This is a genomic window from Blautia sp. 1001283B150304_161114_C9 (genome assembly GCF_015668165.1).
GTDB lineage: Bacteria > Bacillota > Clostridia > Lachnospirales > Lachnospiraceae > Blautia_A > Blautia_A wexlerae.
This window is the reverse complement of the sequence record NZ_JADPGO010000016.1, coordinates 63,355-88,584: the sequence shown is the minus strand read 5'-3', so window position 1 is coordinate 88,584 and position 25,230 is coordinate 63,355. Positions and strand designations below refer to the sequence as shown.

Here is a 25,230-nt window from a genome sequence, read left to right as displayed (position 1 = left end):
GGAACCTATAGGGCTCGAACCTATGACCCTCTGCTTGTAAGGCAGATGCTCTCCCAGCTGAGCTAAGATTCCATATTGTGCTTGTTTCAGGCGGCTTATTTGTTGTCCGCTCCGTAACTTGCTTTGCTATTATATAATGGATTTTGTCGGATGTCAACACCTTTTTTGAAACTTTTTTAATTTTTTTTATTTTTTTAATTATTCGTACATTTTAAAGCATTTCTGACACAAAAAAACTCAAAAAGCACAAGACAAATGCAAGTCTCTTATTTCCATCAATTCCATCTATAAGATTTTTATAATCATCCAGATACAGACAACGTGGTGCAACCTGACAATATCTCTGTTCTCCCTTGTCATCTTTAAGGCTCAGGATAACTAACAGTTCTTTCTTTATTTTTCCGTATCTACTGCGCTTCCTATTGTGGCAATGCATATTTCTTCAGTATTATACTGGCATTGATAATTCCACCAGTTATCCGTTTCGTCATCGTACCAGTCATATCTGTAACTCTCATCAAAGCAGTCCTTCACACACAATGCACCAGCGCTGCGAGCTGCCTTTTCATCAAATTTTCTAAGCTGAATACGCCTTGGATATTCTTTTCCCTCATAAGTCACTTTTCCTGAATCTATATTGCCGCCAAAATAAATCGGCACCCGACTGTCCGTAAATCATCATTCCCTCCGGCTCAAGGAATGCTTTATCAAATTTCAGATACTCTGATATGGTCAGTCTGCCACCCAAAGCGGCAACCAGTTCCTTACACTCCAGACTCTTCACTGCTGCATCTATAATTACCTGCTCATAACCGAATAACCGCTTCGCAGTTTATTCAGAAAAAGATTCCTTCTCCAGTTTTACCTGAAAAAGGAATCTCCTGTTATTTATCATTATTATCTGTTATTATTCAGCATCTTCTGCTGCTTCAGTTGTTTCTGCATTCTCTTCTGCAGCATCCTCTTTTGCTTCATCCTTGCTATCTGTATCCTTGCTGTCTGTTTCTTCTGCAGCAGCGTCTTCAGTGTCTGCGCTGTCATCAAAAGGAATTACAGCACCGTCATATTTTTCATTGATGAAGTCTTTGATCTCATCAGATTTCAGTACGTCAACCAGGGCTTTGATCTTATCGCTGTTTTCGTTGCCTTCTTTGACTGCGATCACATTTACATAGGTTTTCGCTGCTTCAGAGTCGGATTTCTCATATGCAAGTGCATCTTTTCCTACTGAGAATCCTGCTTCCAGAGCATAGTTTCCGTTTAATACCACATAAGCTGTCTCGCCTGTAACACGTGCTACCTGTGCTGCTTCCAGCTCTACGATCTCTACATTGTGAGGATTCTCTGCAATATCCTTAACAGTTGCATTTAATCCTGCACCATCTTTCAGAGTGATGATTCCGTTATCCTGGAGAAGAAGAAGTGCTCTTGCTTCGTTTGTGGTATCATTTGGTACTGCGATAGAATCTCCGTCTTCCAAATCATCCAGGCTGTCTTTTGTTCCAGGATAGATTCCGAATGGCTCATAGTGAATGCCACCTGCATTTACAAGGTGTGTACCCTTCTCTTCATTAAACTGATCCAGATATGGGATATGCTGGAAGTAGTTTGCATCAAACTCACCGCTCTCAACTACCTCGTTTGGTCTTACATAGTCATCAAATACAGTAACTTCAAGTTCATATCCTTCTTTCTCAAGAAGCGGTTTTGCCTCCTCAAGGATTTCTGCATGGGGTGTTGCAGACGCTGCAACTGTGATGGTTTTGTCATCATCCTTTGCATAAACACCTGTGCTTAATGTTCCTGCTACTAATACTCCTGTTAAAACTGCTGCCACTAATTTTTTCATAATAATTGTCCTCCTGAATTTTATATTTTAACTTTTTTCATAACCATTTTATAATCAACAATTTCTTAAAACGATTGGGTTTATGTTATTTTCATCCATTCGAAAATATTTCATTTCCTTATTAATTATGGATTTCTTATAGCTATTTTCTTCTGTCAATCTTATTTGCGATCATCATTCCCACTGACTGGAAAATCTGTACCAGCACCACCAGCAGGATAACTGTAACGATCATAATATCTGACTGATATCTGTAATATCCATAACGGATGGCGATATCACCAAGTCCGCCGCCGCCAACTGCACCGGACATTGCGGAATAACCAAGGATCGTTCCAATCGCAATCGTTGCTCCTGTGATCAGTGAAGTTCTGGCTTCTACCAGAAGAACCTTCACGATGATCCTTATATTGCTGGCACCCATAGCTCTGGCTGCCTCGATCACACCTGCATCCACCTCTTTAATAGAAGATTCCACCATTCGTGCGATAAAAGGAATGGCAGCCACTACCAGTGGCACTACCGTTGCTGTTGATCCATAGCTCTTTCCCACCACTGCTCTGGTAAAAGGAATCAGCAGAATCAGTAATATCAGAAACGGAATACTTCTCACAATATTTGCAATTGCATCCAGTATCTTATACAACACTGCATTTGGTTTCAGTCCCTCTTTATCAGACACTGCCAGCAGCACTCCCATAGGAAGTCCGAACAGGTATCCCAGAACTGTGGAAAGAACTGTCATGTAAAGTGTTTCTCCCACACCCTGGACAATCATCATTATTGTCTCATGATCCCACATATTCTGTCACCTCCCCGATTGCTAAACCTTTTTCTTTCAGATACTGCTTCATCATTTCTGTCCTGGTACTGCCTTCCATAAACTCCAGTATCATCTCTCCCTTGGCTACACCACCTACATTCTTGGTATCTGCCTTCAGGATATTTACCGGTTCTCCGAAGGTAAGGATCAGATTTGCGATCACAGGCTCAAAAGCTGAATTCTCTGAAAATACAATTCGTATTTTCTCACCGCTTTTGATCTCTGCCTGTCCTTTTTCCCTGCCTGCATCCAGTCTGCTGTCTACGTCGATATCAGAGCCTGTATCCTTTCGGATCAGTTCTTTGGCAACCTCCGACTGAGGATTTGCAAAAATATCTGCAACCAGTCCTTTCTCAACCACTTCACCCTCATACATGATCGCCACATGTGTACAGATTTCACGCACAACCGACATCTGATGAGTAATGATCACTATGGTGATTCCAAACTGCTTATTAATCTTTTTCAGCAATTCCAGAATGGAAGAAGTAGTCTGCGGATCCAGTGCACTGGTAGCCTCGTCACAAAGTAAAATCTTCGGATCCGATGCAAGTGCTCTTGCAATGGCAACCCTCTGCTTCTGACCACCGGAGAGCTGTGCAGGATAAGCATTCTGCCTGTCCCCCAGACCAACGATCTCCAAAAGCTCTGCTGCCCTCTTTCTGGCCTCTGCCTTCTTCTTTCCTTTTATATAAAGTGGAAAACAGACATTATCAATCACTGACTTCTGCATCAGCAGATTGAAATGCTGGAAGATCATACCGATTTCTTCCCTCTGCTTCCTCAATTCCTTCTCTGTCAAATCTCCAAGAGCCTTCCCATCTATCAGAACCCGGCCCTCTGTGGGAACCTCCAGAAAATTCATACATCGTACCAATGTACTCTTACCTGCCCCTGACATACCGATAATCCCATATATATCACCGGAATCGATATTCAGGTTCACATCCTTCAAAGCCTCGACCACGCCATCTTTCGTGTCAAAAGACTTCCGGACCTTCTCAATCACAATCCCAGACATCTCATTCTCCCTCTCTCTTATTCCCCGCTCCGTTGAGCATGAACATACTATACCACTACACTTCCAAATATGCCAATTCATAATATCTAGCACCAGCTATAGTTTAAAACTATATTTTTATCGCTTTACCACATTAAATTCTATATCTCCTGGATTTATTTAATTATCTTTGTGAGAATAACCTACTAAACTACGAGGATTTTCAGAAGCATATCGCAGATATGGACGGTTCCGTTGCCTCCGCCCGGGACAAGATTGATGAAATCGGCCAGCAGATACAGACGAAACAGCTGATCAAAAAACAATGCTCCGCTTACCGCGCTTTCAGGGAAATCGTAGAAAATGAAAAAAATACCTAAAATCCTGCCCTCTATCGCGGACAACATCAGAAAGAGTATGAGCTTCACATTACCAGCAAAGAGGCCCTGAAGGAGCTCGGCGTAAAGGCTCTGCCAAAGCCGGAGAAACTGGACGCACAGATTGAAAAATTAGAAGCTGAACAGGCCACCGCCCGAGACGAATGGAAAAAACTCCGGAAACAGCAGGATATCCATCTTCACTCTGAAAATGTTGAGGAGCAGATACCGTCTGCGCCTGATATTTCCCAGAACCAGGAGACGCTCCATCCAGCATTTGCTTCAAGAAGCAACGCTGTTGTTAAAAATAATAATCACGAAAAATCATAACGTATTTGTATCAAAAGAAGGAGAAAATTTCAACATAACTATTGGAAAAAGGATTAAGATATGCAGAAAATTCAGAGCTATGACCGGTAATCAACTTGGCCGCGCCATCGGTCTGAACAAAGCCTTCGGCACAAGAATTACTCAATACGAAACGAATGCCCGGATTCCCAGACCGGAAATTTTAAAAAAATTGCAGATGTTCTTAACATTAGTCTGCTTTCAATCTCACCGCTCTTCGGAGACATGCCGGAGGAATTTATGGAAATCCTGTTCTGGCTGGATGAAGAATTCTGGATTGCCTTTTCCCACCGCCATACACTTCCATCACGCATATTAATCGGAATCAGGACTTTCTCACCGGCATGAGCAGCAATCGTACTTTTCCTTAAGATCATCTCATCCGTATCAATGTAATTGTGGATAGTATGAAATACCTTCTGGCACTTCATTCTTATCTTTTCCAAAACACTCTCCACCATTTCTTCACGGTTCTAGCAGGCAAAGCTCTGGCATATCTCTACATCATGCAGATAATCATCCGGATAGTTTCCATACTGACCGATCCCCGCTACATAAACCGCTGCCCATATATAGTCTTTCTTTAGTATTTCCCGTTTTTTTTAAAACACCATTTACCATACATTTATCAAATAAACAAATGCAGGAAGTAGATTCTAAAAACTCTACTTCCTGCATCTGTCATTTTTATCTTATATCCATTTTACAATTTTGCATATAAAGCATTAATTTTCGCCCGAGTAGCAGGTCCAATAATTCCGTCAACGGATAAACCATTTGCTTTCTGAAATTTGCAAACAGCGTTATATGTTCCCTGTCCAAAAATTCCATCTGCGCCAGAGGAACCACAACTGTACCCTAAAGCAATAAGTTTTTTCTGCATATTTTTCACATCAGTTCCGCTTGAGCCCATAGACAGATTTGTGCCGGAACTACTTCCTCCTAAATTTGAATATGCGGAATTTATTTTAGATCGTGTCGTAGGCCCAATAACACCATCCACCGTCAAGCCATGGTCTCTCTGAAAATTGCAAACGGCATTATATGTTCCCTGTCCGAAAGACCCATCTGCACCTGAGGAACCACAACTATAGCCTAATGCAATAAGCTTTTTCTGCATATCCTTCACATCAGTTCCACTTGAACCCATAGAGAGGTTTGTGCTGGAACCAGATCCACTTCCATATGCCGGTCTGCAAAACGAAGCCTTGGGAGAACCAACAGTACGATTAGTTGTTCTTACCTGATCTTTAGAATTTCCATCAATTGTTACATACGTATTTCCGCTGACTGACTTAACAATACCAACATGACCATAAGTTCCCCCCGCAGACGTAGTAATAATTGCGAGGTCTCCGACCTTCGGGCTTGAATAAACACGTCCTAATGAATTATAATATCTCCAAATTTCATAGACAGATGCTGTTTTTCCGCCTCCATAAAAAATGCTAGATGCGCCGGAATGTTTAAACACCCACCATACGAACACTGCACACCACGGATAAGCATCACCATTTACCGCCTTTCCATAATACTCCGTATTGTACTTTACGTTGTTATTGCCGGTTTCTTTTACTCCAATCTCATTGCTCGCTGTTTTGATAATTGTACTCGCTGTTGCCATATTATATTACCTCCGTTTTTTATTTGTGATAACCGGTTATCTGTCTTATATAAAGTAACTTACAGGCGAAATGTAAACCATTATTTTCATTAAAAACAAATATTCAAAAATAACCGAAATTCTACTCATTTCTAAAACATATTTCGATAAGTCAAAATTACAATTTTCACACTTTAATTGATATAATATTCAACAACTAAACAAGGAGGCCATTTAACCATGAATAATGTAAAAATTCTATGTATCGCAGGCAGTATCGTACTCGGTAGTATATTGCTATCCGGACAAGCTTTTGGCAAAGCCCCCTCAGATCTAATCACCCTTTCCGCCCCTAAGGAGCCTGAGGGGCAACATGTATCTTATGATATAGATGGTTCCGGCTCTTATTATGACAGTGAGTCAGATACAACTTACTATTTTGTCAAGGGGATTGTCACTTTTTATTCTAATCATACCAAAACCTTTTCACTGACTTCCGACGTCGGTGAAACTTATGAGTTACCGGCAGATACGGATATTAATATAACCGACTATCTCAACACAGAAGCACATATATGGTACTCAGAAGACTCTCAAAAAAACTTAAAATTACTTGTGTTCTCTCCTCAAATTTTTTGGGAACATATTAATGAGCTGGAATCAGATGAACAAATTCCGGATGGTGCCACAGAAATCGATGGGACTCTTTCAAAATATATCTCTTTCTGGTTAACAGAAGATAAAATAGATGTTACTCTCTTATTTGTTGAGGACAACGATGGAAACACTCATATATATGCAGAGGATAACACATGCAATAATTGTAATAGTTCTGTTTTTGGCAAAACAATCGGCGACTATATCAAGTTATATGAAGATATGCATTTAAATTCTCAAGTATATGATGATTTTAATGTTGCATATCTTATATCAGAAGCATCATCTTGACTTACCCAAATGTCTGGTTGAGAACCTGATGTTTTTTACATCAAACATATCATATATTTTAAATGCCGCAGCCAATATTTTCAAAGGCTGCGGCATTTTTGACTTAATTTTTCTTTCAAACATGTTGCTTCTTCTTTTGACTGCTGCAAATATGTTTATGTCACAAATTCAAGCAATATTCAGCACTTACTATTTATGTAAAAAATCATTTCAGAAATTGATATATTTTTTTCTTTTCTCTGTTTACATATTGACGGCTAAAGTGTAAGAAAGATGCGATTTCACTATCTGACCACCCTAAAATCAAGTATTTTAAAATATCCCTTTGGTTTGAAGTCATTTTTAAGGTTATATTTTTCAGATCAAATGCTAATTCCACAGATGAATAATCCGCTCTATAGCTTTCTTGTAAATCACCTTCATTATCCATATATGCACATTCGTATTTTTCTTTTTTTAAGTTTCTCTTGCAAAGATGAGCAAATTTATATTTCACTGAATTGGTAATGAATTTCAAGCACTGATAATCGTCTTCACAAGTGGCGATTGTTTTTACTGCTTCTATAATTGCCAAATTCAATTCTTGAGTTGCGTCATCCCAATCTAGAAAGAATATTTTTTTTGCATATGATTTTACTAAAGGTTCCATTATGCAAAGTAAGCTTTGCATGTATTTTGAATCATTTTTTGCCTGTATAACCAAATCTTTATATCCCTGCATCATATACCCTTTTATTTTTTAAAGAGTATCTGGGCATAAAAATGTAAACTTATTTTTTATTTTTTTGTTCAGAATCAAAGGTTTCTTATATCTATAAAAAAAGGAATATTGTATTTAAACAATATTCCCAATTTCCATCCTGCATATAATCCTCACTACAGAAGCTATATATTTTACAGCTGCTTCCCGCCATCATTACCAAAAATACTTTCAAAATCTATTTTTACAATCTTTTTTGGGTTATTCTTATTATTTTTACTCATCAAAATATTCCTGATACCAGAACAAAAACGCCAGCACCGTCCAGATTTTCCGGCTGTTGTCCTTCTTTCCCGCGTGATGCTCCTCCAGAAGCGCCGTCAGCTTTTCCGTGTGGAAATACTGACGGGATATGGGGCTTTGAAACATTTTTTTAACTCTCCCGTACCAGTCGTCGTCCCGCAGCCAGACACGGACAGGCACCGGAAATCCCAGCTTTTTCCGCGCGGCCGTGTCTTCCGGGATGTATTTCCGGGCCACCTTCCTAAACAGATACTTCGTCTTTCCGTGGGCAAATTTTGCCTCCGGCGGAAGTGTCCGGACAGCCTCGAACACATCCCGGTCCAGGAAGGGCACGCGCACCTCCAGCGAATGGGCCATGCTCATGCGGTCGGTTTTCTGCAAAATATCCCCGGCCAGCCAGTATTTCAGGTCGATGTTCTGCATTTTCTCCGGGTCGGAAAGCCCGGCGGCTTCTTCATAAGTCTTTCGCAGAAACTCCTGACAGGACGGCGTGTCGGTCGGATTTTTCAAAAGCTCCCGGCGCTCCTCGTCGGTGAAAATATGGGCGTTCCCGATAAACCGTTCCTCCACCCGTTGGCCGGCCCGGATCAGAAAGCTCTTGCCGCGGCGGTCCGGCAGTTTTTTCGCCTGCCGGGAAACCGCACGCCGGATCTTTTCAGGAATCCAGGCCACTTTCTGAAGAGCCAGAGGCTCCCGGTAGATATTATAACCGCCAAATAGTTCGTCCGCACCCTCCCCGGAGAGCACCACCTTCACATAACGAGACGCCTTGGCAGCCAAAAAATACATGGCGACGGCAGAAGCATCACCGCTGGGCTCGTCGAGGGCGTACATTACCTTTGGAAGCACATCCCAGAACTCCTTTTTCCCGATAGTATGCATGTGATAAGAAAGATGCGCATACCGGGCCACCTCCCTGGCCCTGTTTTCCTCGTTGTAGCCGCTGTTCCCATCCAGAAATCCCACCGTAAACGCCATTTTTGCCCCGGACAACACGGCAATAAAACCCGAATCCACACCGCCGGACAAGAAAGTTCCCACTTCCACATCACTGACCATATGGCGGCGGACGGATTTTTTAAGCACGCTCTCCAGTTTTTTCTCCATATCCGCCAGCGAACACCCCGCCTCGGGCTGTAGCTTCGGCTGAAAATATCTGCAGATTTCATACTTTCCCTGGCGGTAAAACAGCATACAGCCCGGCGGAAGGCGGTAGATTCCCTCAAAAAAAGTTTCCTCCAGCACGGAATACTGAAAAGAAAGATACTGCTCCAGCGCCCGTTCATTCAACTTTTTCGGGACGCCCGGGAACTGCAGGATGCTCTTAATCTCCGACGCAAACACGAAATTTCCATCCACCACTGTGTAAAACAACGGCTTGATTCCGAAAAAATCCCTCGCCAGCATCAGTTCTTCTTTTTTCTCATTCCAGACGGCGAAGGCAAACATTCCACGAAGCTGCTCCACAAACGCCGGACCATAAGCCTCAAGACCATTCACCAGCGTCTCCGTGTCCGAGCGGGTGACAAAAAGAATCTTCTTTTCCCGTTCCATCTGCTCCCGCAGTTCCTGGTAATTATAGATTTCTCCGTTAAACACCACTGTCAGGTTCTGACTGCTGCTTTTCATAGGCTGCAGGCCGCCTTCCAGGTCGATGATACTCAGGCGGCGAAATCCAAGGGCCACGCTGTCATTTACAAAACTGCCCTGCGCATCTGGACCTCGATGTACCAGCTTTTCCTTCATTTTTTCCACAATCTCTCTTTTGTTCTTTTTCTTTCCGAAAAATCCACAAATTCCGCACATGCTTTTCTCCATCTCGTATAATAAGTTTGTAAGCAAGAGAAATCTCTTACAGACTTATTTCTTTTTATGGTATAGAGGTAAGGACATCTAAGAGGTATTCCCCTCATCCCATTCCCATCTATACAGTCAATAGTTACATTGACATATCGTTTATCCTTGTTGTCAACCTTTACTTCTTTATTTTACCTCATATAACACCCCATAATATATTTCTGGCACTAACAACACCTAAAAGTCTTCCAACAGTAACAACTGTCTCATTTTCATTCTCAAAAGTCATTGCGCAGTAGCATACGGTACAGCCCAAGGGCTTTTTTCGTTTTCAGCCATCAAATTTGCTCTTCATCACTTGCCGAACATGAATCCTGCTTTTGCACTTCTGCTCATTGGATTTCACGGCACTTTTTTGTCAAAAATCTTGATTAGCGGTTTACATTTTGAGACTATTTTTCTCCTTATAAAATGAATTTGCAAATTCCAAAATTTCAAAAGGAGAAAAAACACAATGACAGATCATGAAAAACTTGTAATGCGAAATATTATTTATGCAGTGGAAACTGGCGGACAAGTATATGGACAAAAGGACTATGCTGATTTTACGGAAGCATATACCAACAGTTCTGCGGAACATGCGATCACAATCGGTGCCGGACAGTGGTATGGCAATGAGGCTCGTACACTTCTTCTTAAGATTAAAACTACTGATGCCGCAACTTTCAGCAAGTATGATACGGCCGGTGTCGCGGCGGATCTTAATAAAACAGACTGGTCAAACTATCAGCTCTCAAAAACCTCGGCAAAAGCGAAGGCAATTGTACATATTATCAATTCAACAGTTGGTCATCGCTGCCAGGATCAGCTTATGGATGGACAGATGGAAACTTATGTGAAGGAAGCAGCTTCTCTGGGCGTTACAGCAATGGATGCCAAAATGATGTGTGCAAATTTTCGCCATCAGGGTGGACTTTCTGCGGTGAAAAGGATTCTTGCCAAGACTACAAAGCCTTACACACTGGATCATCTTTATACTGCCTGCCAGACAGATACCGGAAATCAGGTCGGAGCATATAAGAGCCGACAGAAAATGGTATATAATGCATTAAAGACCTATATCACTAATTATAAGGTGACAGCATCCGATGCAATTCAGGCAGCGATAAATATTGCAAAAGCAGAAATCGGTTATCGTGAGAAAGCATCGAATGCAAATCTTGACAGCAAGACCGCAAATGCAGGAACCGCTAATTATACAAAGTATTGGCGGGATGTTGCACCAGAATACCAGGGTCAGGCATGGTGTGCCTGCTTTATAAGCTGGGTATTTATGAAAGCCTTTAACAAGTCGAAGGCTTCGGAATTATTAAAGCATTGGCCGTATATAAGTGTTCCAAACATTTCAACCAAATTTACCAATTATTCTACGCCGAAAGCTGGAGACATCGTAATGTATCATAATGGGTCGGTATTTAATCATACTGGACTTGTTATTGCTGTTAGTGGTAATTCTTATACTACCATTGAAGGCAATACAAATGACGGTTCCGGTGTGGTAGCTGAAGGGATCGGCGTATATCAGAGAAACCGTACATTGAGTGCGTCCTCCGGTACAAGATTCGCCAGGCCGGATTATAGTATTATTAATTCCATTAATAACTCTGGCGAAACAACAACTCCTTCTACCTGGACAACGAAAAGCACTGGGGTATGTACTGGAGATGGCGTTTATGTACGTCAGACGCCAGGCGGAGCCATCATGGGTACGGTATCAAAGGGAACCAGCCTTGAGCTAGATGGAACCAACTCTGGTGTATGGGTTCATGTGAAAGTGTCTGGAATCGGAATCGGTTATATGCATCAGGATTATGTAGGCAAAGGAACTGCTTCCACAGGTTCCTCCGCAGTTAAAACAGCTCAGACTGCATTGAACTCAAAGTTCAAAGCCGGATTGACTGTAGACGGTATCTGGGGATCTGCGAGTCAGAAAGCATATATTAAAGCAATCCAGACTGCACTTAATTCCGTATACGGCACTGGCCTTACAACCGATGGCATCTGGGGAACAAACACATCCAATGCCTGTGCTGCTCATGTGCTTTCAGAAGGGGCCAATAACCTTTATGTCGGAGTTCTGCAGATTGGTCTTTATGCTCATGGTATTACCCTGAATAACGGGATTGATAATGCCTTTGGAGCCGCCACAAAGCAAGGTGTGAAAAAATTCCAGACTTCTAAGAGATTAACTGCGGATGGAATTGCGGGAAGAGATACTTTTGCAAAGCTTGCAGGTGTTTAACGATTTTTGAACATGCGCCTGACGAGCGCACCTGAGAAAAAGGCGCTGCATATGCAGTGCCTTTTCCGAGAAAATGCGAGAAAATCTAATATTCACTGGGAGAGGTATCTTCAAAATCTTCGTTTTCCGATTCACTCACATCAGGTACATATTCGTCGGTCATTTTCTGCGCTTCCTCTAATGTACTGGAAGGTAAATATTCCTCCCCATCACTCGTAAGCATGATTACTATATTAACGTTATTCTGACTATAATACTCCAGGTCAACATTCAGTCCGGATCGTACAGCACTCCCATTAGCTATATTCAGGACGGCGTTTTCTATATTAAAAACCATATTATAATAATTTCCTGATTCGCCCACTTCTACTGTTATCGTATTTTCATCGGAATACAGAATATTACCAGTGATATATTGGATATCATAAGTTTCTTCCTGTGCAGATTCCTGATCTGCGGGATCTCCCTGGCTTTGGTAAATTTCCGCTTCTGCGTTATTTCCAGACTGTTGATTCTGCACACTGTCTCCTGGATTTGCTGCCACAGCTGTGGGCGTTGGCTTCCTGGTAACAGCCGTAGTAAGATTTGGAATAAACTTTACAGCATCCTTACCACTTTCGCTTTCCGTTTGCGCGGATTCGTTGCTTCCTGACAATTCACATCCTGTCAGGGTCACCGTGATACCTGTCAATATCACAAAAAACACTTTCAGAATCTTTTTTCTCATTTTTTATCCTTTCTTTTTTACTTTTTACAATTTTTATTTTACTCTAAATAACTTCCCATTACCTATTTCTGGCACTAATAACACCTAAAAGTCTTCCAACAGAAATCGGACATGTTTTCAATCTGGAATTAAACCATAAATACCGTACCCAAGAGCAGATGCGCAGATTGCTAAAATATTAAAAAAATTTTTCTCATGTCTAAATCGGACGAATATACCACATGCAGACAAAATACGGGAAGCCTTGATTTTACTGGCTTCCCGTTAGTTTTGGTGTCAAACTTGAGTGGCGACCTTCACACTCAAAAAAGGGCGCTACCCAACCAGGCGAATACGCAAAGTTAATACACTCCTCCACACCACAATCCCGGCGCTCCTAAAAAGAAAGCGCAAGGGTGGAGTCCAGAGGAGGGACAGCGCTTTCTGTCCTTCCTCTGGGAACCTTCCGTCTGGAAAGTTTTCCCCTATTTTACTTAAAATATTCCACACCAGACTCGAATATTTTAATATCCTGCTCTCCATAGATATTAATGGCAACTCCGTCCCCGCGGCGTTCGCTATGTGCCATCTTACCAAGGATACGTCCATCCGGGCTGGTAATACCTTCAATGTTCATATAAGAACCATTGACATTCCATTCTTCATCAACGCTAAGCTGTCCGTCCGGAGTCACATACTGAGTTGCAACCTGTCCATTTGCAAACAGTTTCTCAAGCCACTCGTCATTTGCAACAAAACGACCCTCACCATGTGAAGCCGGGTTACAGTAAACACCACCAAGCTGTGCTTTCTGCAGCCATGGAGATTTATTACTTACAACTTTTGTATAAACCATCTTGGAAATATGACGTCCAATGGTATTGAATGTCAGTGTCGGAGAATCTGCCTTCTGTCCGCAGATTTCGCCATACGGTACAAGACCAAGTTTGATCAGCGCCTGGAAACCATTGCAGATACCAAGTGCAAGACCGTCACGCTCATTGATCAGTTTCATAACAGCTTCTTTGATCTTCGCATTCTGGAATGCAGTTGCAAAGAATTTCGCAGAACCATCCGGTTCGTCACCTGCGGAGAATCCGCCCGGGAACATGATGATCTGTGCCTGATCGATTGCTTTCTCAAAAAGCTCTACAGAGTCATGGATATCTTCAGCAGTCAGGTTCTTGAATACTTTTACATCCACCTCTGCACCTGCACGCTCGAATGCACGTGTGCTGTCATACTCGCAGTTTGTTCCAGGGAATACAGGAATAAATACACGAGGTTTTGCAACTTTGTTCTTGCATACATAGATGCTGTCTGCACGATAAAGCTTCTCATCTCTGTCAGCTGCCTCTTTATCATTCTCAGAAGAAACTGTCTTAAATACTTTTTCCAGAGTACCTTTCCATGCATTTTCAGCTTCACCTACAGTGATCACTGTATTTCCATAGGAGAAGTTACCGTCAGCAGTTACTTCACCGATCACTGTATAAGTGATGGAAAGCTCACCAACCTTACCATCCGGAACTTCCAGGATAATATCGCCAAATCCAGGTGCAAAGAAATCTCTCGGGTCAAGATTATGCTCGATCTTCACGCCCATGCCGTTACCAAATGCCATCTTCGCAACTGCTGCTGCGATACCATGACGGTCAAGTGCATAAGCAGAAACAACTTTGCCATCCTGCATATCTTTGTGAAGTTTTTCATACTGATCCATGATTCCTGCATAATCCGGCAGATCATACTGATCCTTCGGTGCACGAAGCCATACCAGTTTGTTTCCTGCTTTCTTTAATTCCGGTGTGATCACATCCTGGATTTTCGCAACGTCAACTGCAAAAGATACCAGTGTTGGAGGTACATCAATATCATTAAATGTACCGGACATACTGTCCTTACCACCGATAGATGGAAGTCCAAATCCCATCTGTGCTGCATAAGCACCGAGAAGTGCTGCGAAAGGCTGGCTCCATCTCTTAGGATCTTCTGTCATACGACGGAAGTATTCCTGGAATGTGAAACGGATTTTCTTATAGTCACCACCTGTAGCCACGATTCTTGCAACGGACTCTGTCACTGCATAAGCAGCTCCGTGATATGGGCTCCAGGAAGATAAATACGGATCAAAGCCATAGCTCATCATGGTTACAGTATCTGTTTTACCATTCTGTACCGGAACCTTTGCTACCATGGACTGAGTCTCTGTGAGCTGATATTTGCCACCGTATGGCATAAATACACTGCCTGCTCCGATAGAACCATCGAACATTTCCACAAGTCCCTTCTGAGAGCATACATTTAAGTCTGCCAGAGTTTCCATCCATTTAGCTTTTACATCAGCTACATCCGGGCGCTCTTCAAAGAGATTGCCTTCTTTGTTAGGGATTTCTACTTCTACAGTTGTCTCCTGATGTGCACCGTTAGTGTCAAGGAATGCACGGGAAATATTTACGATTTCTTTTCCTCTCCATACAAGTACCAGACGAGGATCCTCTGTTACAACTGCAACAGGAATTGCCTCCAGGTTCTCTTCATTTGCATAGCCAAGGAAAGTATCTACATCTTTCGGGTCAACTACTACAGCCATACGTTCCTGAGATTCGGAGATTGCGATCTCAGTTCCGTCAAGACCTGCATATTTCTTCGGAACCTTGTCAAGGTCTACCCTCAGACCTGCTGCCAGCTCACCGATAGCAACGGAAACACCGCCTGCACCAAAGTCATTACATTTCTTGATAATATGGCTGACTTCTTCACGGCGGAACATACGCTGGATCTTACGCTCAGTAGGAGCATTACCTTTCTGTACCTCAGCACCGCACACTTCAATAGAAGCTTCTGTATGAACCTTGGAAGAACCTGTAGCACCACCGATACCGTCACGTCCTGTACGTCCTCCAAGTAAGATAATGATATCTCCCGGATCAGAATTCTCACGGATAACCGCACGTCTGGGAGCAGCACCCATAACAGCACCGATCTCCATACGTTTCGCTACATAGTTAGGATGGTAAACTTCTTTTACATAACCTGTTGCAAGACCAATCTGGTTTCCATAGGAGCTGTAGCCATGAGCTGCGCTTCTTACCAGTTTCTTCTGCGGAAGTTTACCCTTGAGAGTTTCTTTTACAGAAACAGTAGGATCTGCCGCACCAGTTACACGCATTGCCTGATATACATAGGTACGTCCTGAAAGCGGGTCGCGGATCGCACCGCCAAGGCAGGTAGCTGCACCACCGAATGGCTCGATCTCAGTAGGATGGTTATGTGTCTCATTCTTGAAGTTGATCAGCCATTCCTCTTCTTTACCGTCTACGTCTACAGGAACTACAATACTGCAGGCATTGATCTCATCAGATTCTTCCTGATCAGCAAGCTTTCCTTCTGCTTTCAGTTTCTTCATAGCCATCAGAGCCAGATCCATCAGGCAGACAAATTTGTCCTTACGGCCTTTGTAAAGTTCTTCTCTGTCAGCAAGATATTTCTTGTAAGTATCTACGATCGGTGCTTTGTAATCACCTTCGTCAAATTTTACATCTGTCAGTTCTGTGGAGAAGGTTGTGTGACGGCAATGATCAGACCAGTATGTATCAAGTACACGGATTTCTGTCATGGACGGGTCACGTTTCTCTTCTTCTTTGAAATAATGCTGGATATGCTGGAAATCCTTGAATGTCATTGCAAGATTTAAAGAATCATAAAGTTCCTTTAATTCTGCTTCCGGCATTTCCTTAAATCCGTCAAAAATCTTAACATCTTCCGGTTCCGGGAAAACAGTTACCAGTGTTTCCGGTTTCTGCAGACCTGTCTCACGGGAATCTACAGGGTTGATGCAGTGATGCTTGATAGCATCAAATTCTTCATCTGTGATAGTTCCTTCAATTACATAAGTAGTTGCGGAACGAATGATAGGCTGTGCATTCTCATCCAGGAACTGTACACACTGAACAGCAGAATCTGCTCTCTGGTCAAACTGTCCCGGTAAAAATTCTACAGAGAAGATACGGGAACCTTCTGCTGCCTCAAAATTCTCCAGATATAAATCATCTACAGGTGGCTCTGCAAAAACAGTTTTGCATGCTTTATCAAAAACTTCATCAGAAATATTCTCTACATCATAGCGGATCAGCACACGTACTGCTGTTACGGATTTAATTCCCAGATAGCTGCTGACCTCATGTTTTAATTCCTTTGCCTGTACAGCGAAGGCCGGTTTCTTTTCTACATAGACACGTCTTACGTTACTCATAGAAACTCCTTTCTTATGTATGCATTGTTTTAAAAATGCTTGACTATTGCTTCTTTTATAGTATCATAGGAAATATCATTAGTAAAATTAATATATCTTATATTTTTTATTAATACAATTAATTAATCACCGTTCACACTCCACTGTCGACGAGATATTTGGGAATGAATATGCCAAAATCCCGAGACATACAATCTAAAGTTCCATTGCTGCCGACCATTTGTATCATCACATTATTTTATGAAAGGATTTATTTCTATGGATATTAATCTTGAACTATACAAAGTATTCTACTATGTTGCCACCACCCTCAGCTTCTCAGAGGCCTCCCGCCAGCTTTTTATCTCCCAGTCAGCAGTCAGCCAGTCCATTAAAACTCTGGAAAAGAAGCTAAATCATCCTCTTTTTATCCGCAGTACCAAGAAAGTATTGTTAACTCCTGAAGGAGAACTTCTGCTCCAGCATGTAAAACCTGCGCTCCAGCTTCTGGATGAGGGAGAATCTCTCCTGTCCGGAGACAATCTGCTGAAAGGCCAGCTGCGTATTGCTGCCAGCGATACGATCTGCCGGTATTTTCTCATTGATTATCTGCAGAAATTCCATCAGACCTATCCTGATGTCCGCATTAAAGTCACAAACAGTACCTCCATCGGCTGTGCAGAGCTTCTGGAAAAGGGTCAGGCAGATCTGATTGTATGCAACTGTCCCAATTCCAGGCTTGGCAGTCATTTTCAGACACGTGTGCTGAAAGAATTCCACGATGTATTCGTTGCCAATACGGATTACTTTCCTGTACACACTGTTCAGACCGAACTGCAGGAGCTTCTGAACTATCCAATCCTGATGCTTTCCCCCAAAAGTACCACCAGTGAATATCTGCGAGAGGCATTCACAGCCCATAATCTCAAGCTTCTTCCTGAAGTAGAGTTAAACAGTAATGACCTGCTTCTGGATCTGGCACGGATCGGACTGGGAATTGCCTGCGTTCCTGATTATATGTTAAAAGAAAATGATCAGCTGACACCGCTCATGTTAAAAGAGCCGCTTCCCGGACGTCAGCTTATACTTGCCCAGCATGACAGTCTTACTGTCTCTCAGGCTGCTGAACGCTTTATTGAAATGTTTACTTCCATATAATAAAAGAAGTCCTCACTCAGTACTGAAACAACAATTTTTATAATCGCGTTTCTTACTGAATGAGAACTTCTTTTTCTTATTTCGGCATTACAGCCAGTGCATCAGTAATATACTGATTATCGATTGCTGCAAAGAATCCGCCGTCTGCCTTGGTTGCATAATCCATATCAATCGGCATTTTTCCAAGTACAGGAACCTTCAGCTCTGCTGCGATCTCATCAATATGGCTCTCACCAAAGACTTTGATCTCTTTTCCGCAGTCCGGACATTTCACATAGCTGTAGTTCTCTACGATTCCAAGTACCGGTATCTTCATCATCTCAGCCATATTAAAGGCTTTCTTAACGATCATCTTAACCAGATCCTGAGGTGATGTTACGATCACGATTCCTTCGATCGGCAGAGACTGAAATGCTGTAAGCGGAACATCACCTGTTCCAGGAGGCATATCCACAAACAGATAGTCTACGTCGCCCCAGATAACATCTGTCCAGAACTGTTTTACCATATTTGCAAGAACCGGACCTCTCCAGATTACAGGAGTATCCTCTGTAGGAAGCAGAAGGTTGATGGACATTACCTTGATCCCGTTTTTTGTGATCATCGGGTAGATACCTTCATCATTTGCCATTGCTGCACCCTTTAATCCATACATTTTCGGAATGGACGGTCCTGTGATATCCGCATCCAGGATACCGACTTTGTATCCCTGTGCTGCCATCATGTTTGCCAGAGAGCCTGTTACGAAGGATTTACCAACTCCACCCTTTCCGCTGACAACCCCGATCACATGTTTTACATTTGACTGAGCATTCATTTCTGCCTGAAAGCTCTGCTGTTTCTTGCTGCTTGAACAACCTTCGCAGCTTGCTTTGTCGCATGAAGTGTTGTTACATTCTTTTGCCATAATTAATCTTCTCCTTTATATTTACGCACTGCTGTACTGACAAAATATTGTTACTGTTCACTCCGTTCACAGTAACGTAGCCAAAATTCATTCCAGATTGCCTACGGCAATGGAATTTTGGCTTGTATGTCTCGGGATTTTGGCATATTCATGCCAAAACACCTCGCGGGATAGTGGTGTGTGAACAATAACAAAATATTCTCTATTGCCAGTCTGGAGTACGCATATTACTTTACAAATCTGTCAATTGCTACCTCAAGTTCTTTAATTGCCTCTTTATCACCATGTTCCACTGCATCTACGATACAGTGTTCGATATGATCCTGCAGAATGATCTTACCTGTATTATTGATAGCAGATTTCACTGCTGAAAGCTGTATCAGAACTTCCGCACAGTCTCTTCCGTCCTCTATCATACGTTTGATAGATTCCATATGTCCGATTGCTCTGGACATACGATTCAGCACTGCCTTTGTATGCGCATGACTGTGATGATGCCCATGCTCCCCATGAGAATGTTCAACTACCGTCCCATCCTCCAGTACATGCGTATGTGTCTTTTGTTCCTCGGCCATAACATTCCCCTTTCTCTTTCAGAATATCCGATTCTTTACCGCTTATCTGTCTTTATATCCTCACACACTGTCTGTGGCTTTCCTGCTTACAGCACTTCCGTACAGCGTAAATGATATTATACCACATTTGTCAAATTTCTGTAAAGGAGCAACGCTGTTTTATTTGTGAAGTCGTAATATCAAAAATAATGGTTCCATCCTCCAGAACAGTTTTCTCATAGGAAACTTCTTTTCCTTTGAATTTATTTCTGATATATTCTTCCGGATCCTCAAGTTCCAGCTCTTCCACAAAAACATCACGCATCTGATTCCGCGGACATTTATTAAAAATTTCCCATATCAGTTCATATTCTTTCATATTCCATCTCCAGTCCGTAAGACGGATATTCACAATCCGTTTCACTATTTAGCCCTCTTCGGCTGATTTACGGCAATCTGCACAGATTGTCCTGCGGTTTTTCCCAACCAGTCTGAGACTATTATAATTATTTTTAGATTTTTTGTCAAAAATAATTGCATGAAGACGAATTATAGCGTATCATAGTCTATAATTATCAAAACAGCAATGTTACTGTTCATTTTGCAGCCTGATGTTTTTTTTGAATTCTGCATATTCACAGTAACTGTAACTATTCAGTACTTTCGGGAAGCAGTGTACCGGATAGTTACCGACAGCTACAAACTAATTACATATATAAAGGAGAGAAATCTATGAAGCTTTTAAAAGACCGAATTCTTAAGGATGGAGTTGTAAAACCGGGAAATATTTTAAAAGTAGACAGTTTCTTAAATCATCAGATGGATATTACCCTCATCAATGAAATCGGCAAAGAATTCAAACGCCGCTTCTCCGACTGTCCAATCACTAAAATCCTTACAATTGAAGCATCCGGTATCGGTATCGCCTGTATTGCTGCACAGTACTTTGATGTACCTGTAGTTTTTGCCAAGAAAGCACAGAGCGTGAATCTGGATGGAGAAATGTATACAACTAAAGTAGAATCTTTCACTCATAAGAAAGTATATGATGTGATCCTTTCCAGGAAGTTTCTCGGACCTGAAGATCATGTACTTCTGATTGATGATTTCCTTGCTAACGGATGTGCACTTCTCGGCCTGATCGATATTGTTAAGAAATCAGGGGCAACTCTTGAAGGAGCCGGTATTGTTATTGAAAAAGGATTCCAGCATGGCGGTCAGGAGATCCGCGATATGGGAATACGTCTTGAATCTCTTGCCATTGTTGATTCCATGACAGACGATTCCTTAACCTTCAGAGATTAACTATAAAAGGATGGGAAAACCCATCCTTTTTTTGTTCTATGAATTCTTTATTTTTTCTGATCTGATGTTTTCTCCACTTTTGAGTTATCTTCGGAATCATAGATCAGATTTTCTCTCGTTTCACCTTCTGATTTATCTTCTGTTTCGGGAGTTGGTGTCACTTCTTTTGAATCTTCCTCTGAGGCTGTCTTTAATGTCACTTTCGGCACAGGTGTCACCTCCGGTGTCGGTGTGGGATCAGGAGCGATCTCATCTTCCGTATAAGTTCCGTTATCCACAAGAATCTGATAATTATCCTTGTCGATCATCTGTGCTCCACATGTAAAAGTTCCCACAATCTTTACTCCGTTATCATACTGTGAATAATCTTTTACGTCAACTTTCTCTCCTGTCAGATAGTCAATGGCCATCTGTGCTCCGCCCTTAGCCAGTTCCTTACGGTCCATAAACATGGTAAATGACATTTTACCTGCTGCAATATCCTTTACTGCCTGTGCCTCACTGCCATATCCTGTGATCATCGGCCATTCATCACTTCCCGGTTCCAGACCACTGTCACTTAAAATTTCCTCTGCAGCATAAGCAAATCCGTCATATGCAGTACAGATAATATCCGGAGCCTTCTCCTCTGCATAAAACTCACTTATAATCGAATCAAGTTTTGTCTTTGCAGATGACTCGCTCCATCTCATGATTCCTGTATCATCAAATGACGTATTTCCGGATTTACATACAAGTGTTCCATCATCCAGATATTCCTGAAGCCCTTCCTGGATTCCATTACACAGAAACAGTGCAGCATTGTCATCCGGAGATCCCATGAGAAATTCTATTGTATAAGACTTCTTATCCTCTCTGGCTTTATCCAGATCCATTTTTTTGATAATTTCTTTGGCAATATCCTTTCCTATTGCTCTGGTATCATAAGTTGCATAATAATTGATATCCGCAGTATCCCGGATCAGACTGTCATAGGAAATAACCGGTATTTCCTGCTCTTTGGCAGTTTTCAGGATATCTGTCAGACCATAGGAATCTACCGGATCAATGATCAGGGCAGAAACCTGCTCATCAATAAATTCCTGAATCTGGGAAATCTGAAGCGCAGGATCGCCGCCGGCATTCTTCACATCTGCCTCATATCCTCCATCTTCAATCTGCGAAGTCATCTCTTCGCTGTCAATTTTTGCATCCTCATCGTCCTCAGAAAGAAGCACACCTATCTTTCCGGCAGAAGCTTCCGTTACCTCAGCATCTTCCTCTGATTCATCATCTGAATCTTTTCCTGAAGAATCTCCGTCTTCTTCCTCCTTCACTGATATCTCTTTATTGTCTTCGTCTGATTTTGCACCGTCTCCTGCCTTGCTGCTGTCATCGGCATCAGAAGCATTTTTATTTTCTGCCTCTACTTTTTCACCTTCCTCAGTTACTTCGCCTACGCCCTCTTCTTCTACCTGGGCGCTTTCATTTGCTGCTTCTTTTGCCTCATTCTTCCCGCAGGCAGACAGGAACATGGAGGATACCATTATTCCAAGCAGAATAGCTGTTGCTCTTCTTTTCATAATACGATCCTTTCTGATATCATATTTATTTATCAATTCCCTTATAATCTTTTGCAATGTTCTTCAGATAATCCCGATAGGCAACGGCTGCTTTCTTTGGTTTCAGAATATGTACATTTCTTCCCATAGAAGTCAACCATCCAAAAAATGCCTTATCAACCACAACCTCAACAGTTACAATAAAATTATCCTCCCCCTTTATTTTGCAGAAAATCTCCGAACCAAAGGTACGCTGGATTTTTTTCTTTGTAGAATTCTGACATACAAGCCTGATTTCTTTTATATTCTCTCCTGTTTGGGAGGGTATCGGAGCACTGATCTTTGCAGGTGCTTCAGATTCTTTTCCAATCTGTTCCTGCACATTTTCAGATTTCTCTCCTGTTTCGCCATCTGGCTGATGTATTATCGTATTATCCGCTTCTGTTTTATCTGAAGCAGATTTTTCCTCATAATATCCTCCTTCCCGTCCTCTTCTGTAATGTATATCCATTCCAAAATCACGCAGGGTTTCCATATCATCATAAATACTCTTTCGCTCAGCTCGAATCCCCTGTTCTTCCAGTTTTGCCAGAATCTCCTGCATGGTGACAGGCTTTTGGCTGGTTGTCTCAGACAGCATTTTCTGCAGATACAGTATTTTTCCTTTTTGATTACATGATTTCGCCATAATTATCCTCTTACAAATCTGTGGTATATATAGTCATTTGCTTCTTTTTCCTGACTGTCATCTAACGGTGTAAGTTCTGTTTCTTTTCCATACTTTCTTTCCAGCGCATGTTGAATGAGCCAGTCTGCAAGCTGCGGATTCTTCGGAAGTAACGGTCCATGCAGATAAGTCCCTATCACATTCTTATATACTACGCCTTCATAGCCTGACTTACCGTCATTTCCTGCACCGTAAAGTACTTTTCCCAGTGGTTTGTTATTATTAATGCAGGTTCTTCCTCCATGATTCTCAAATCCAACGATCGGCATATCAAACAGCTCACTCTGCAGAACGATATTCTGGATCAGACGGCCTTCGCCCTGCTCTGTATACAAGTCTACCAGGTCCAGTCCTTTCATGTTTCCCTGATCTGTTTTGTAATACTTCCCAAGTAACTGATAGCCACCGCAGATTGCAATGACAACGCCGTTATCTTCCACATAAGCCTTAAAATCCGGTTGGATTTTCTGTAGCTTCTCACATACGATCATCTGTTCTCTGTCCGAACCACCACCCAGAAGTACGATATCAAGCTTCGAGAAATCTATTTTATCATCCAGCTCAAACGGTATGGTCTCAGCCTCAATCCCACGCCACTGGCATCTCTTCATCAGACACTGGATATTACCTCTGTCACCGTAAAGATTCAGAAGATCCGGATATAAATGTCCTATTGTAATTTTCATTATTTCTCGCCCTCCAGTCTCTTCAGAATATTTCTGGTACTGAATAATGCTGTATAGTTTACCAGCACATACAGATTCCCCACTCCGTCCTCTACTCTGTCGCGGATTGCTTTCTCAACATCGCCCTCGAGGACAGACGGGATATCCACATATTTCAGCCGCAGACGCATATCCTGACAGCGGATACCGCTTACAGTAATAGATTTCACTGAATCATTTCCGAGAAGATCAAAGTCAACATCCCAGAGCCAGGAAATATCTGTTCCATCCTGAGCATTATCATTGATCGCAATAATGATGTCCTTCGGTGCCTGATCCTGCATCACTGCGGAAATATTCTGATTAAATCCCGCCGGATTCTTGGCAAGATTTAAGGTTACTCCTGTTCCCTTAATGCGAAACTGCTCCATACGTCCGTTTTCCGGATTAAATCTGCGGAGCATATCCTCGAAATGCTCTCCCGCAAATCCCGCAGTCCTCACTCCCGCATAAGCTGCCAGTATATTATACACATTATAAAATCCCTTATAATTTGCTACAATGTGTTTTCCTTCTACACAAAAGCTAAGCTGGTCGCCTACCTTTACATCCTCTGCATCAAAATCCGGCTTCGGTCTTGCAAATCCGCATTTTGGACAATAATAATCTCCCAGCTGGCTGTAATGATAGAAACGATATTCCAGTTTCTCACCGCATCGCTTACAGAAACGTCCCTCTCTGATTTCATTTGCCGCAGATTTGATCACCGGTTTACTGATGCCATAAGTTACATATGGATTCCCGGAATCCATGGCAAGATATGCAGACAGGGCATCATCACCATTTACAATGATCTGCATCTTCGGAACCTTTCTCATCATTTCTTCCAGAATATTCATGGTAATATCAATCTCTCCGTATCTGTCAAGCTGATCACGGAAAAGATTTGTCAGAAGCATATAGTCCGGTTTGATTCTTGGAAAAATATGTCTGGTGGATGCTTCATCAGCCTCAATGCATGCATAGTCCGCATCAATTTTACCATTCCATTTCGCAGCCAGCACAAATGCAGCAACAACTCCATTGAGCATATTGGAACCTGTGTGGTTACAGATTACTTTCTGCCCTTCCGCTTCCAGTGCTGCACAGAGCATATTGTTGGTAGTTGTCTTTCCATTTGTACCGCAGGTTGCAAAAATAGCCTTTCGTACCTGTGAGGAAAGCTGTTCCAGAATGTCCGGACAGATCTTAATCGCCACTTTTCCTGCCCAGGTCACACCCTGTCTTCCCATTTTCTTACATACGTATCCTACAAATTTTGCTGCACAGACAGCAATCATTACTCTTATTTTCATTGTGTATGATAATTTCCTTTATAATATA

General features: G+C 42.1%; 22 protein-coding genes, 1 tRNA gene and 1 pseudogene. 5 read left to right on the top strand and 19 right to left on the bottom strand.

Annotated features, from left to right (window positions below; translation table 11 throughout):
• The 5 genes from I4V44_RS10070 to I4V44_RS10050 all read right to left on the bottom strand — a co-directional run bounded on the left by I4V44_RS10070 (position 1) and on the right by I4V44_RS10050 (position 3,693).
• Positions 1-72: transfer RNA gene (locus I4V44_RS10070), tRNA-Val, on the bottom strand.
• A 321-nt stretch (positions 73-393) separates the two neighbouring features.
• Entirely contained in the window at positions 394-660 is a 267-nt protein-coding gene (locus tag I4V44_RS10065) for a hypothetical protein (protein WP_118573880.1), read from the bottom strand.
• 247 nt (positions 661-907) lie between these two features.
• Positions 908-1,849 (bottom strand): MetQ/NlpA family ABC transporter substrate-binding protein, encoded by a 942-nt coding sequence (locus I4V44_RS10060; RefSeq protein ID WP_118573879.1) that lies wholly within the window; start codon positions 1,847-1,849, stop codon positions 908-910.
• 142 nt (positions 1,850-1,991) lie between these two features.
• Entirely contained in the window at positions 1,992-2,651 is a 660-nt protein-coding gene (locus I4V44_RS10055; RefSeq protein ID WP_008707324.1) for a methionine ABC transporter permease, read from the bottom strand.
• Positions 2,638-3,693, bottom strand: coding sequence for a methionine ABC transporter ATP-binding protein (locus tag I4V44_RS10050; protein ID WP_118573878.1), 1,056 nt, complete (start codon positions 3,691-3,693; stop codon positions 2,638-2,640). The genes I4V44_RS10055 and I4V44_RS10050 overlap by 14 nt, the downstream gene beginning before the upstream one ends.
• A 221-nt stretch (positions 3,694-3,914) precedes the next feature.
• Here I4V44_RS10050 and I4V44_RS10045 point away from each other — a divergent pair, with 221 nt between their 5' ends.
• Positions 3,915-4,052, top strand: coding sequence for a hypothetical protein (locus tag I4V44_RS10045; protein WP_154108108.1), 138 nt, complete (start codon positions 3,915-3,917; stop codon positions 4,050-4,052).
• A 612-nt stretch (positions 4,053-4,664) separates the two neighbouring features.
• Here I4V44_RS10045 and I4V44_RS18260 read toward each other — a convergent pair.
• A pseudogene (locus I4V44_RS18260) lies at positions 4,665-4,924 on the bottom strand (RtcB family protein); the annotation flags it as partial.
• Positions 4,925-5,100: 176 nt separating this feature from the next.
• Positions 5,101-6,021 (bottom strand): peptidoglycan-binding protein, encoded by a 921-nt coding sequence (locus I4V44_RS10035; RefSeq protein WP_022380853.1) that lies wholly within the window; start codon positions 6,019-6,021, stop codon positions 5,101-5,103.
• A gap of 219 nt (positions 6,022-6,240) precedes the next feature.
• Between I4V44_RS10035 and I4V44_RS10030 the strand changes: the two genes are divergently transcribed.
• Positions 6,241-6,948 (top strand): hypothetical protein, encoded by a 708-nt coding sequence (locus tag I4V44_RS10030; RefSeq protein ID WP_055060273.1) that lies wholly within the window; start codon positions 6,241-6,243, stop codon positions 6,946-6,948.
• On the opposite strand, the gene I4V44_RS17775 is transcribed toward I4V44_RS10030, so the two are convergent.
• From I4V44_RS17775 to asnB, 3 genes are all read right to left on the bottom strand, one after another.
• Positions 6,940-7,071, bottom strand: coding sequence for a hypothetical protein (locus I4V44_RS17775; protein WP_005424140.1), 132 nt, complete (start codon positions 7,069-7,071; stop codon positions 6,940-6,942). The genes I4V44_RS10030 and I4V44_RS17775 overlap by 9 nt on opposite strands.
• An 82-nt stretch (positions 7,072-7,153) precedes the next feature.
• On the bottom strand, positions 7,154-7,672 hold the full coding sequence (locus tag I4V44_RS10025) for a sigma-70 family RNA polymerase sigma factor (RefSeq protein ID WP_128866342.1): 519 nt from the start codon (positions 7,670-7,672) through the stop codon (positions 7,154-7,156).
• Between the two features lie 252 nt (positions 7,673-7,924).
• Positions 7,925-9,757 carry an asparagine synthase (glutamine-hydrolyzing) gene (asnB, locus tag I4V44_RS10020; protein ID WP_055201248.1) on the bottom strand — a complete coding sequence of 611 codons (1,833 nt, stop codon included), beginning with the start codon at positions 9,755-9,757 and terminating at the stop codon, positions 7,925-7,927.
• A 505-nt stretch (positions 9,758-10,262) separates the two neighbouring features.
• Here asnB and I4V44_RS10015 point away from each other — a divergent pair.
• The gene (locus I4V44_RS10015) at positions 10,263-12,050 is read left to right on the top strand and encodes a peptidoglycan-binding protein (RefSeq protein WP_055060271.1); all 1,788 of its coding nucleotides are present in this window, start codon (positions 10,263-10,265) and stop codon (positions 12,048-12,050) included.
• A gap of 85 nt (positions 12,051-12,135) precedes the next feature.
• Here the strand turns inward: I4V44_RS10015 and I4V44_RS10010 are convergent, their stop codons facing one another.
• Both I4V44_RS10010 and I4V44_RS10005 read right to left on the bottom strand, forming a co-directional pair.
• Entirely contained in the window at positions 12,136-12,777 is a 642-nt protein-coding gene (locus I4V44_RS10010; RefSeq protein ID WP_055201253.1) for a hypothetical protein, read from the bottom strand.
• 469 nt (positions 12,778-13,246) lie between these two features.
• Positions 13,247-17,011 (bottom strand): phosphoribosylformylglycinamidine synthase, encoded by a 3,765-nt coding sequence (locus I4V44_RS10005; protein ID WP_120062362.1) that lies wholly within the window; start codon positions 17,009-17,011, stop codon positions 13,247-13,249.
• 258 nt (positions 17,012-17,269) lie between these two features.
• Here I4V44_RS10005 and I4V44_RS10000 point away from each other — a divergent pair, with 258 nt between their 5' ends.
• Complete coding sequence (locus I4V44_RS10000; protein WP_008707308.1) at positions 17,270-18,148, top strand: LysR family transcriptional regulator; 879 nt, start codon at positions 17,270-17,272, stop codon at positions 18,146-18,148.
• A gap of 76 nt (positions 18,149-18,224) precedes the next feature.
• Here the strand turns inward: I4V44_RS10000 and I4V44_RS09995 are convergent, their stop codons facing one another.
• The 3 genes from I4V44_RS09995 to I4V44_RS09985 all read right to left on the bottom strand — a co-directional run bounded on the left by I4V44_RS09995 (position 18,225) and on the right by I4V44_RS09985 (position 19,988).
• On the bottom strand, positions 18,225-19,055 hold the full coding sequence (locus I4V44_RS09995; protein WP_008707307.1) for an Mrp/NBP35 family ATP-binding protein: 831 nt from the start codon (positions 19,053-19,055) through the stop codon (positions 18,225-18,227).
• A gap of 227 nt (positions 19,056-19,282) precedes the next feature.
• On the bottom strand, positions 19,283-19,630 hold the full coding sequence (locus tag I4V44_RS09990; RefSeq protein ID WP_008707305.1) for a metal-sensing transcriptional repressor: 348 nt from the start codon (positions 19,628-19,630) through the stop codon (positions 19,283-19,285).
• A gap of 130 nt (positions 19,631-19,760) precedes the next feature.
• Positions 19,761-19,988, bottom strand: a complete 228-nt coding sequence (locus I4V44_RS09985) for a hypothetical protein (protein WP_019162473.1) — start codon at positions 19,986-19,988, stop codon at positions 19,761-19,763.
• A gap of 353 nt (positions 19,989-20,341) precedes the next feature.
• Here I4V44_RS09985 and I4V44_RS09980 point away from each other — a divergent pair, with 353 nt between their 5' ends.
• A complete protein-coding gene (locus I4V44_RS09980; RefSeq protein WP_022380651.1) occupies positions 20,342-20,914 on the top strand; it encodes a xanthine phosphoribosyltransferase in 573 nt (190 codons plus the stop codon).
• 47 nt (positions 20,915-20,961) lie between these two features.
• On the opposite strand, the gene I4V44_RS09975 is transcribed toward I4V44_RS09980, so the two are convergent.
• Genes I4V44_RS09975 through I4V44_RS09960 form a run of 4 tightly spaced genes read right to left on the bottom strand, consistent with a single transcriptional unit; the run spans position 20,962 to position 25,202 of the window.
• On the bottom strand, positions 20,962-22,476 hold the full coding sequence (locus I4V44_RS09975) for a substrate-binding domain-containing protein (protein WP_243280261.1): 1,515 nt from the start codon (positions 22,474-22,476) through the stop codon (positions 20,962-20,964).
• A 25-nt stretch (positions 22,477-22,501) separates the two neighbouring features.
• Entirely contained in the window at positions 22,502-23,143 is a 642-nt protein-coding gene (locus I4V44_RS09970; RefSeq protein WP_062807927.1) for a hypothetical protein, read from the bottom strand.
• A 2-nt stretch (positions 23,144-23,145) separates the two neighbouring features.
• The gene (locus I4V44_RS09965; RefSeq protein WP_008707293.1) at positions 23,146-23,868 is read right to left on the bottom strand and encodes a type 1 glutamine amidotransferase; all 723 of its coding nucleotides are present in this window, start codon (positions 23,866-23,868) and stop codon (positions 23,146-23,148) included.
• Positions 23,868-25,202: a MurT ligase domain-containing protein gene (locus I4V44_RS09960; RefSeq protein ID WP_196002670.1), complete on the bottom strand. Its 1,335-nt coding sequence runs from the start codon at positions 25,200-25,202 to the stop codon at positions 23,868-23,870. Before I4V44_RS09960 ends, I4V44_RS09965 begins: the two co-directional genes overlap by 1 nt.
• Between the last annotated feature and the right edge of the window lie 28 nt (positions 25,203-25,230).

Coding starts and splice junctions, on each gene's coding strand:
- I4V44_RS10060 (WP_118573879.1), bottom strand. CDS start 1,849: ATGAAAAAATTAGTGGCAGCAGTTTTAACAGGAGTATTAGTAGCAGGA.
- I4V44_RS10055 (WP_008707324.1), bottom strand. CDS start 2,651: ATGTGGGATCATGAGACAATAATGATGATTGTCCAGGGTGTGGGAGAA.
- I4V44_RS10050 (WP_118573878.1), bottom strand. CDS start 3,693: ATGTCTGGGATTGTGATTGAGAAGGTCCGGAAGTCTTTTGACACGAAA.
- I4V44_RS10045 (WP_154108108.1), top strand. CDS start 3,915: ATGGACGGTTCCGTTGCCTCCGCCCGGGACAAGATTGATGAAATCGGC.
- I4V44_RS10035 (WP_022380853.1), bottom strand. CDS start 6,021: ATGGCAACAGCGAGTACAATTATCAAAACAGCGAGCAATGAGATTGGA.
- I4V44_RS10030 (WP_055060273.1), top strand. CDS start 6,241: ATGAATAATGTAAAAATTCTATGTATCGCAGGCAGTATCGTACTCGGT.
- I4V44_RS17775 (WP_005424140.1), bottom strand. CDS start 7,071: ATGTTTGAAAGAAAAATTAAGTCAAAAATGCCGCAGCCTTTGAAAATA.
- I4V44_RS10025 (WP_128866342.1), bottom strand. CDS start 7,672: ATGATGCAGGGATATAAAGATTTGGTTATACAGGCAAAAAATGATTCA.
- asnB (WP_055201248.1), bottom strand. CDS start 9,757: ATGTGCGGAATTTGTGGATTTTTCGGAAAGAAAAAGAACAAAAGAGAG.
- I4V44_RS10015 (WP_055060271.1), top strand. CDS start 10,263: ATGACAGATCATGAAAAACTTGTAATGCGAAATATTATTTATGCAGTG.
- I4V44_RS10010 (WP_055201253.1), bottom strand. CDS start 12,777: ATGAGAAAAAAGATTCTGAAAGTGTTTTTTGTGATATTGACAGGTATC.
- I4V44_RS10005 (WP_120062362.1), bottom strand. CDS start 17,011: ATGAGTAACGTAAGACGTGTCTATGTAGAAAAGAAACCGGCCTTCGCT.
- I4V44_RS10000 (WP_008707308.1), top strand. CDS start 17,270: ATGGATATTAATCTTGAACTATACAAAGTATTCTACTATGTTGCCACC.
- I4V44_RS09995 (WP_008707307.1), bottom strand. CDS start 19,055: ATGGCAAAAGAATGTAACAACACTTCATGCGACAAAGCAAGCTGCGAA.
- I4V44_RS09990 (WP_008707305.1), bottom strand. CDS start 19,630: ATGGCCGAGGAACAAAAGACACATACGCATGTACTGGAGGATGGGACG.
- I4V44_RS09985 (WP_019162473.1), bottom strand. CDS start 19,988: ATGAAAGAATATGAACTGATATGGGAAATTTTTAATAAATGTCCGCGG.
- I4V44_RS09980 (WP_022380651.1), top strand. CDS start 20,342: ATGAAGCTTTTAAAAGACCGAATTCTTAAGGATGGAGTTGTAAAACCG.
- I4V44_RS09975 (WP_243280261.1), bottom strand. CDS start 22,476: ATGAAAAGAAGAGCAACAGCTATTCTGCTTGGAATAATGGTATCCTCC.
- I4V44_RS09970 (WP_062807927.1), bottom strand. CDS start 23,143: ATGGCGAAATCATGTAATCAAAAAGGAAAAATACTGTATCTGCAGAAA.
- I4V44_RS09965 (WP_008707293.1), bottom strand. CDS start 23,868: ATGAAAATTACAATAGGACATTTATATCCGGATCTTCTGAATCTTTAC.
- I4V44_RS09960 (WP_196002670.1), bottom strand. CDS start 25,202: ATGAAAATAAGAGTAATGATTGCTGTCTGTGCAGCAAAATTTGTAGGA.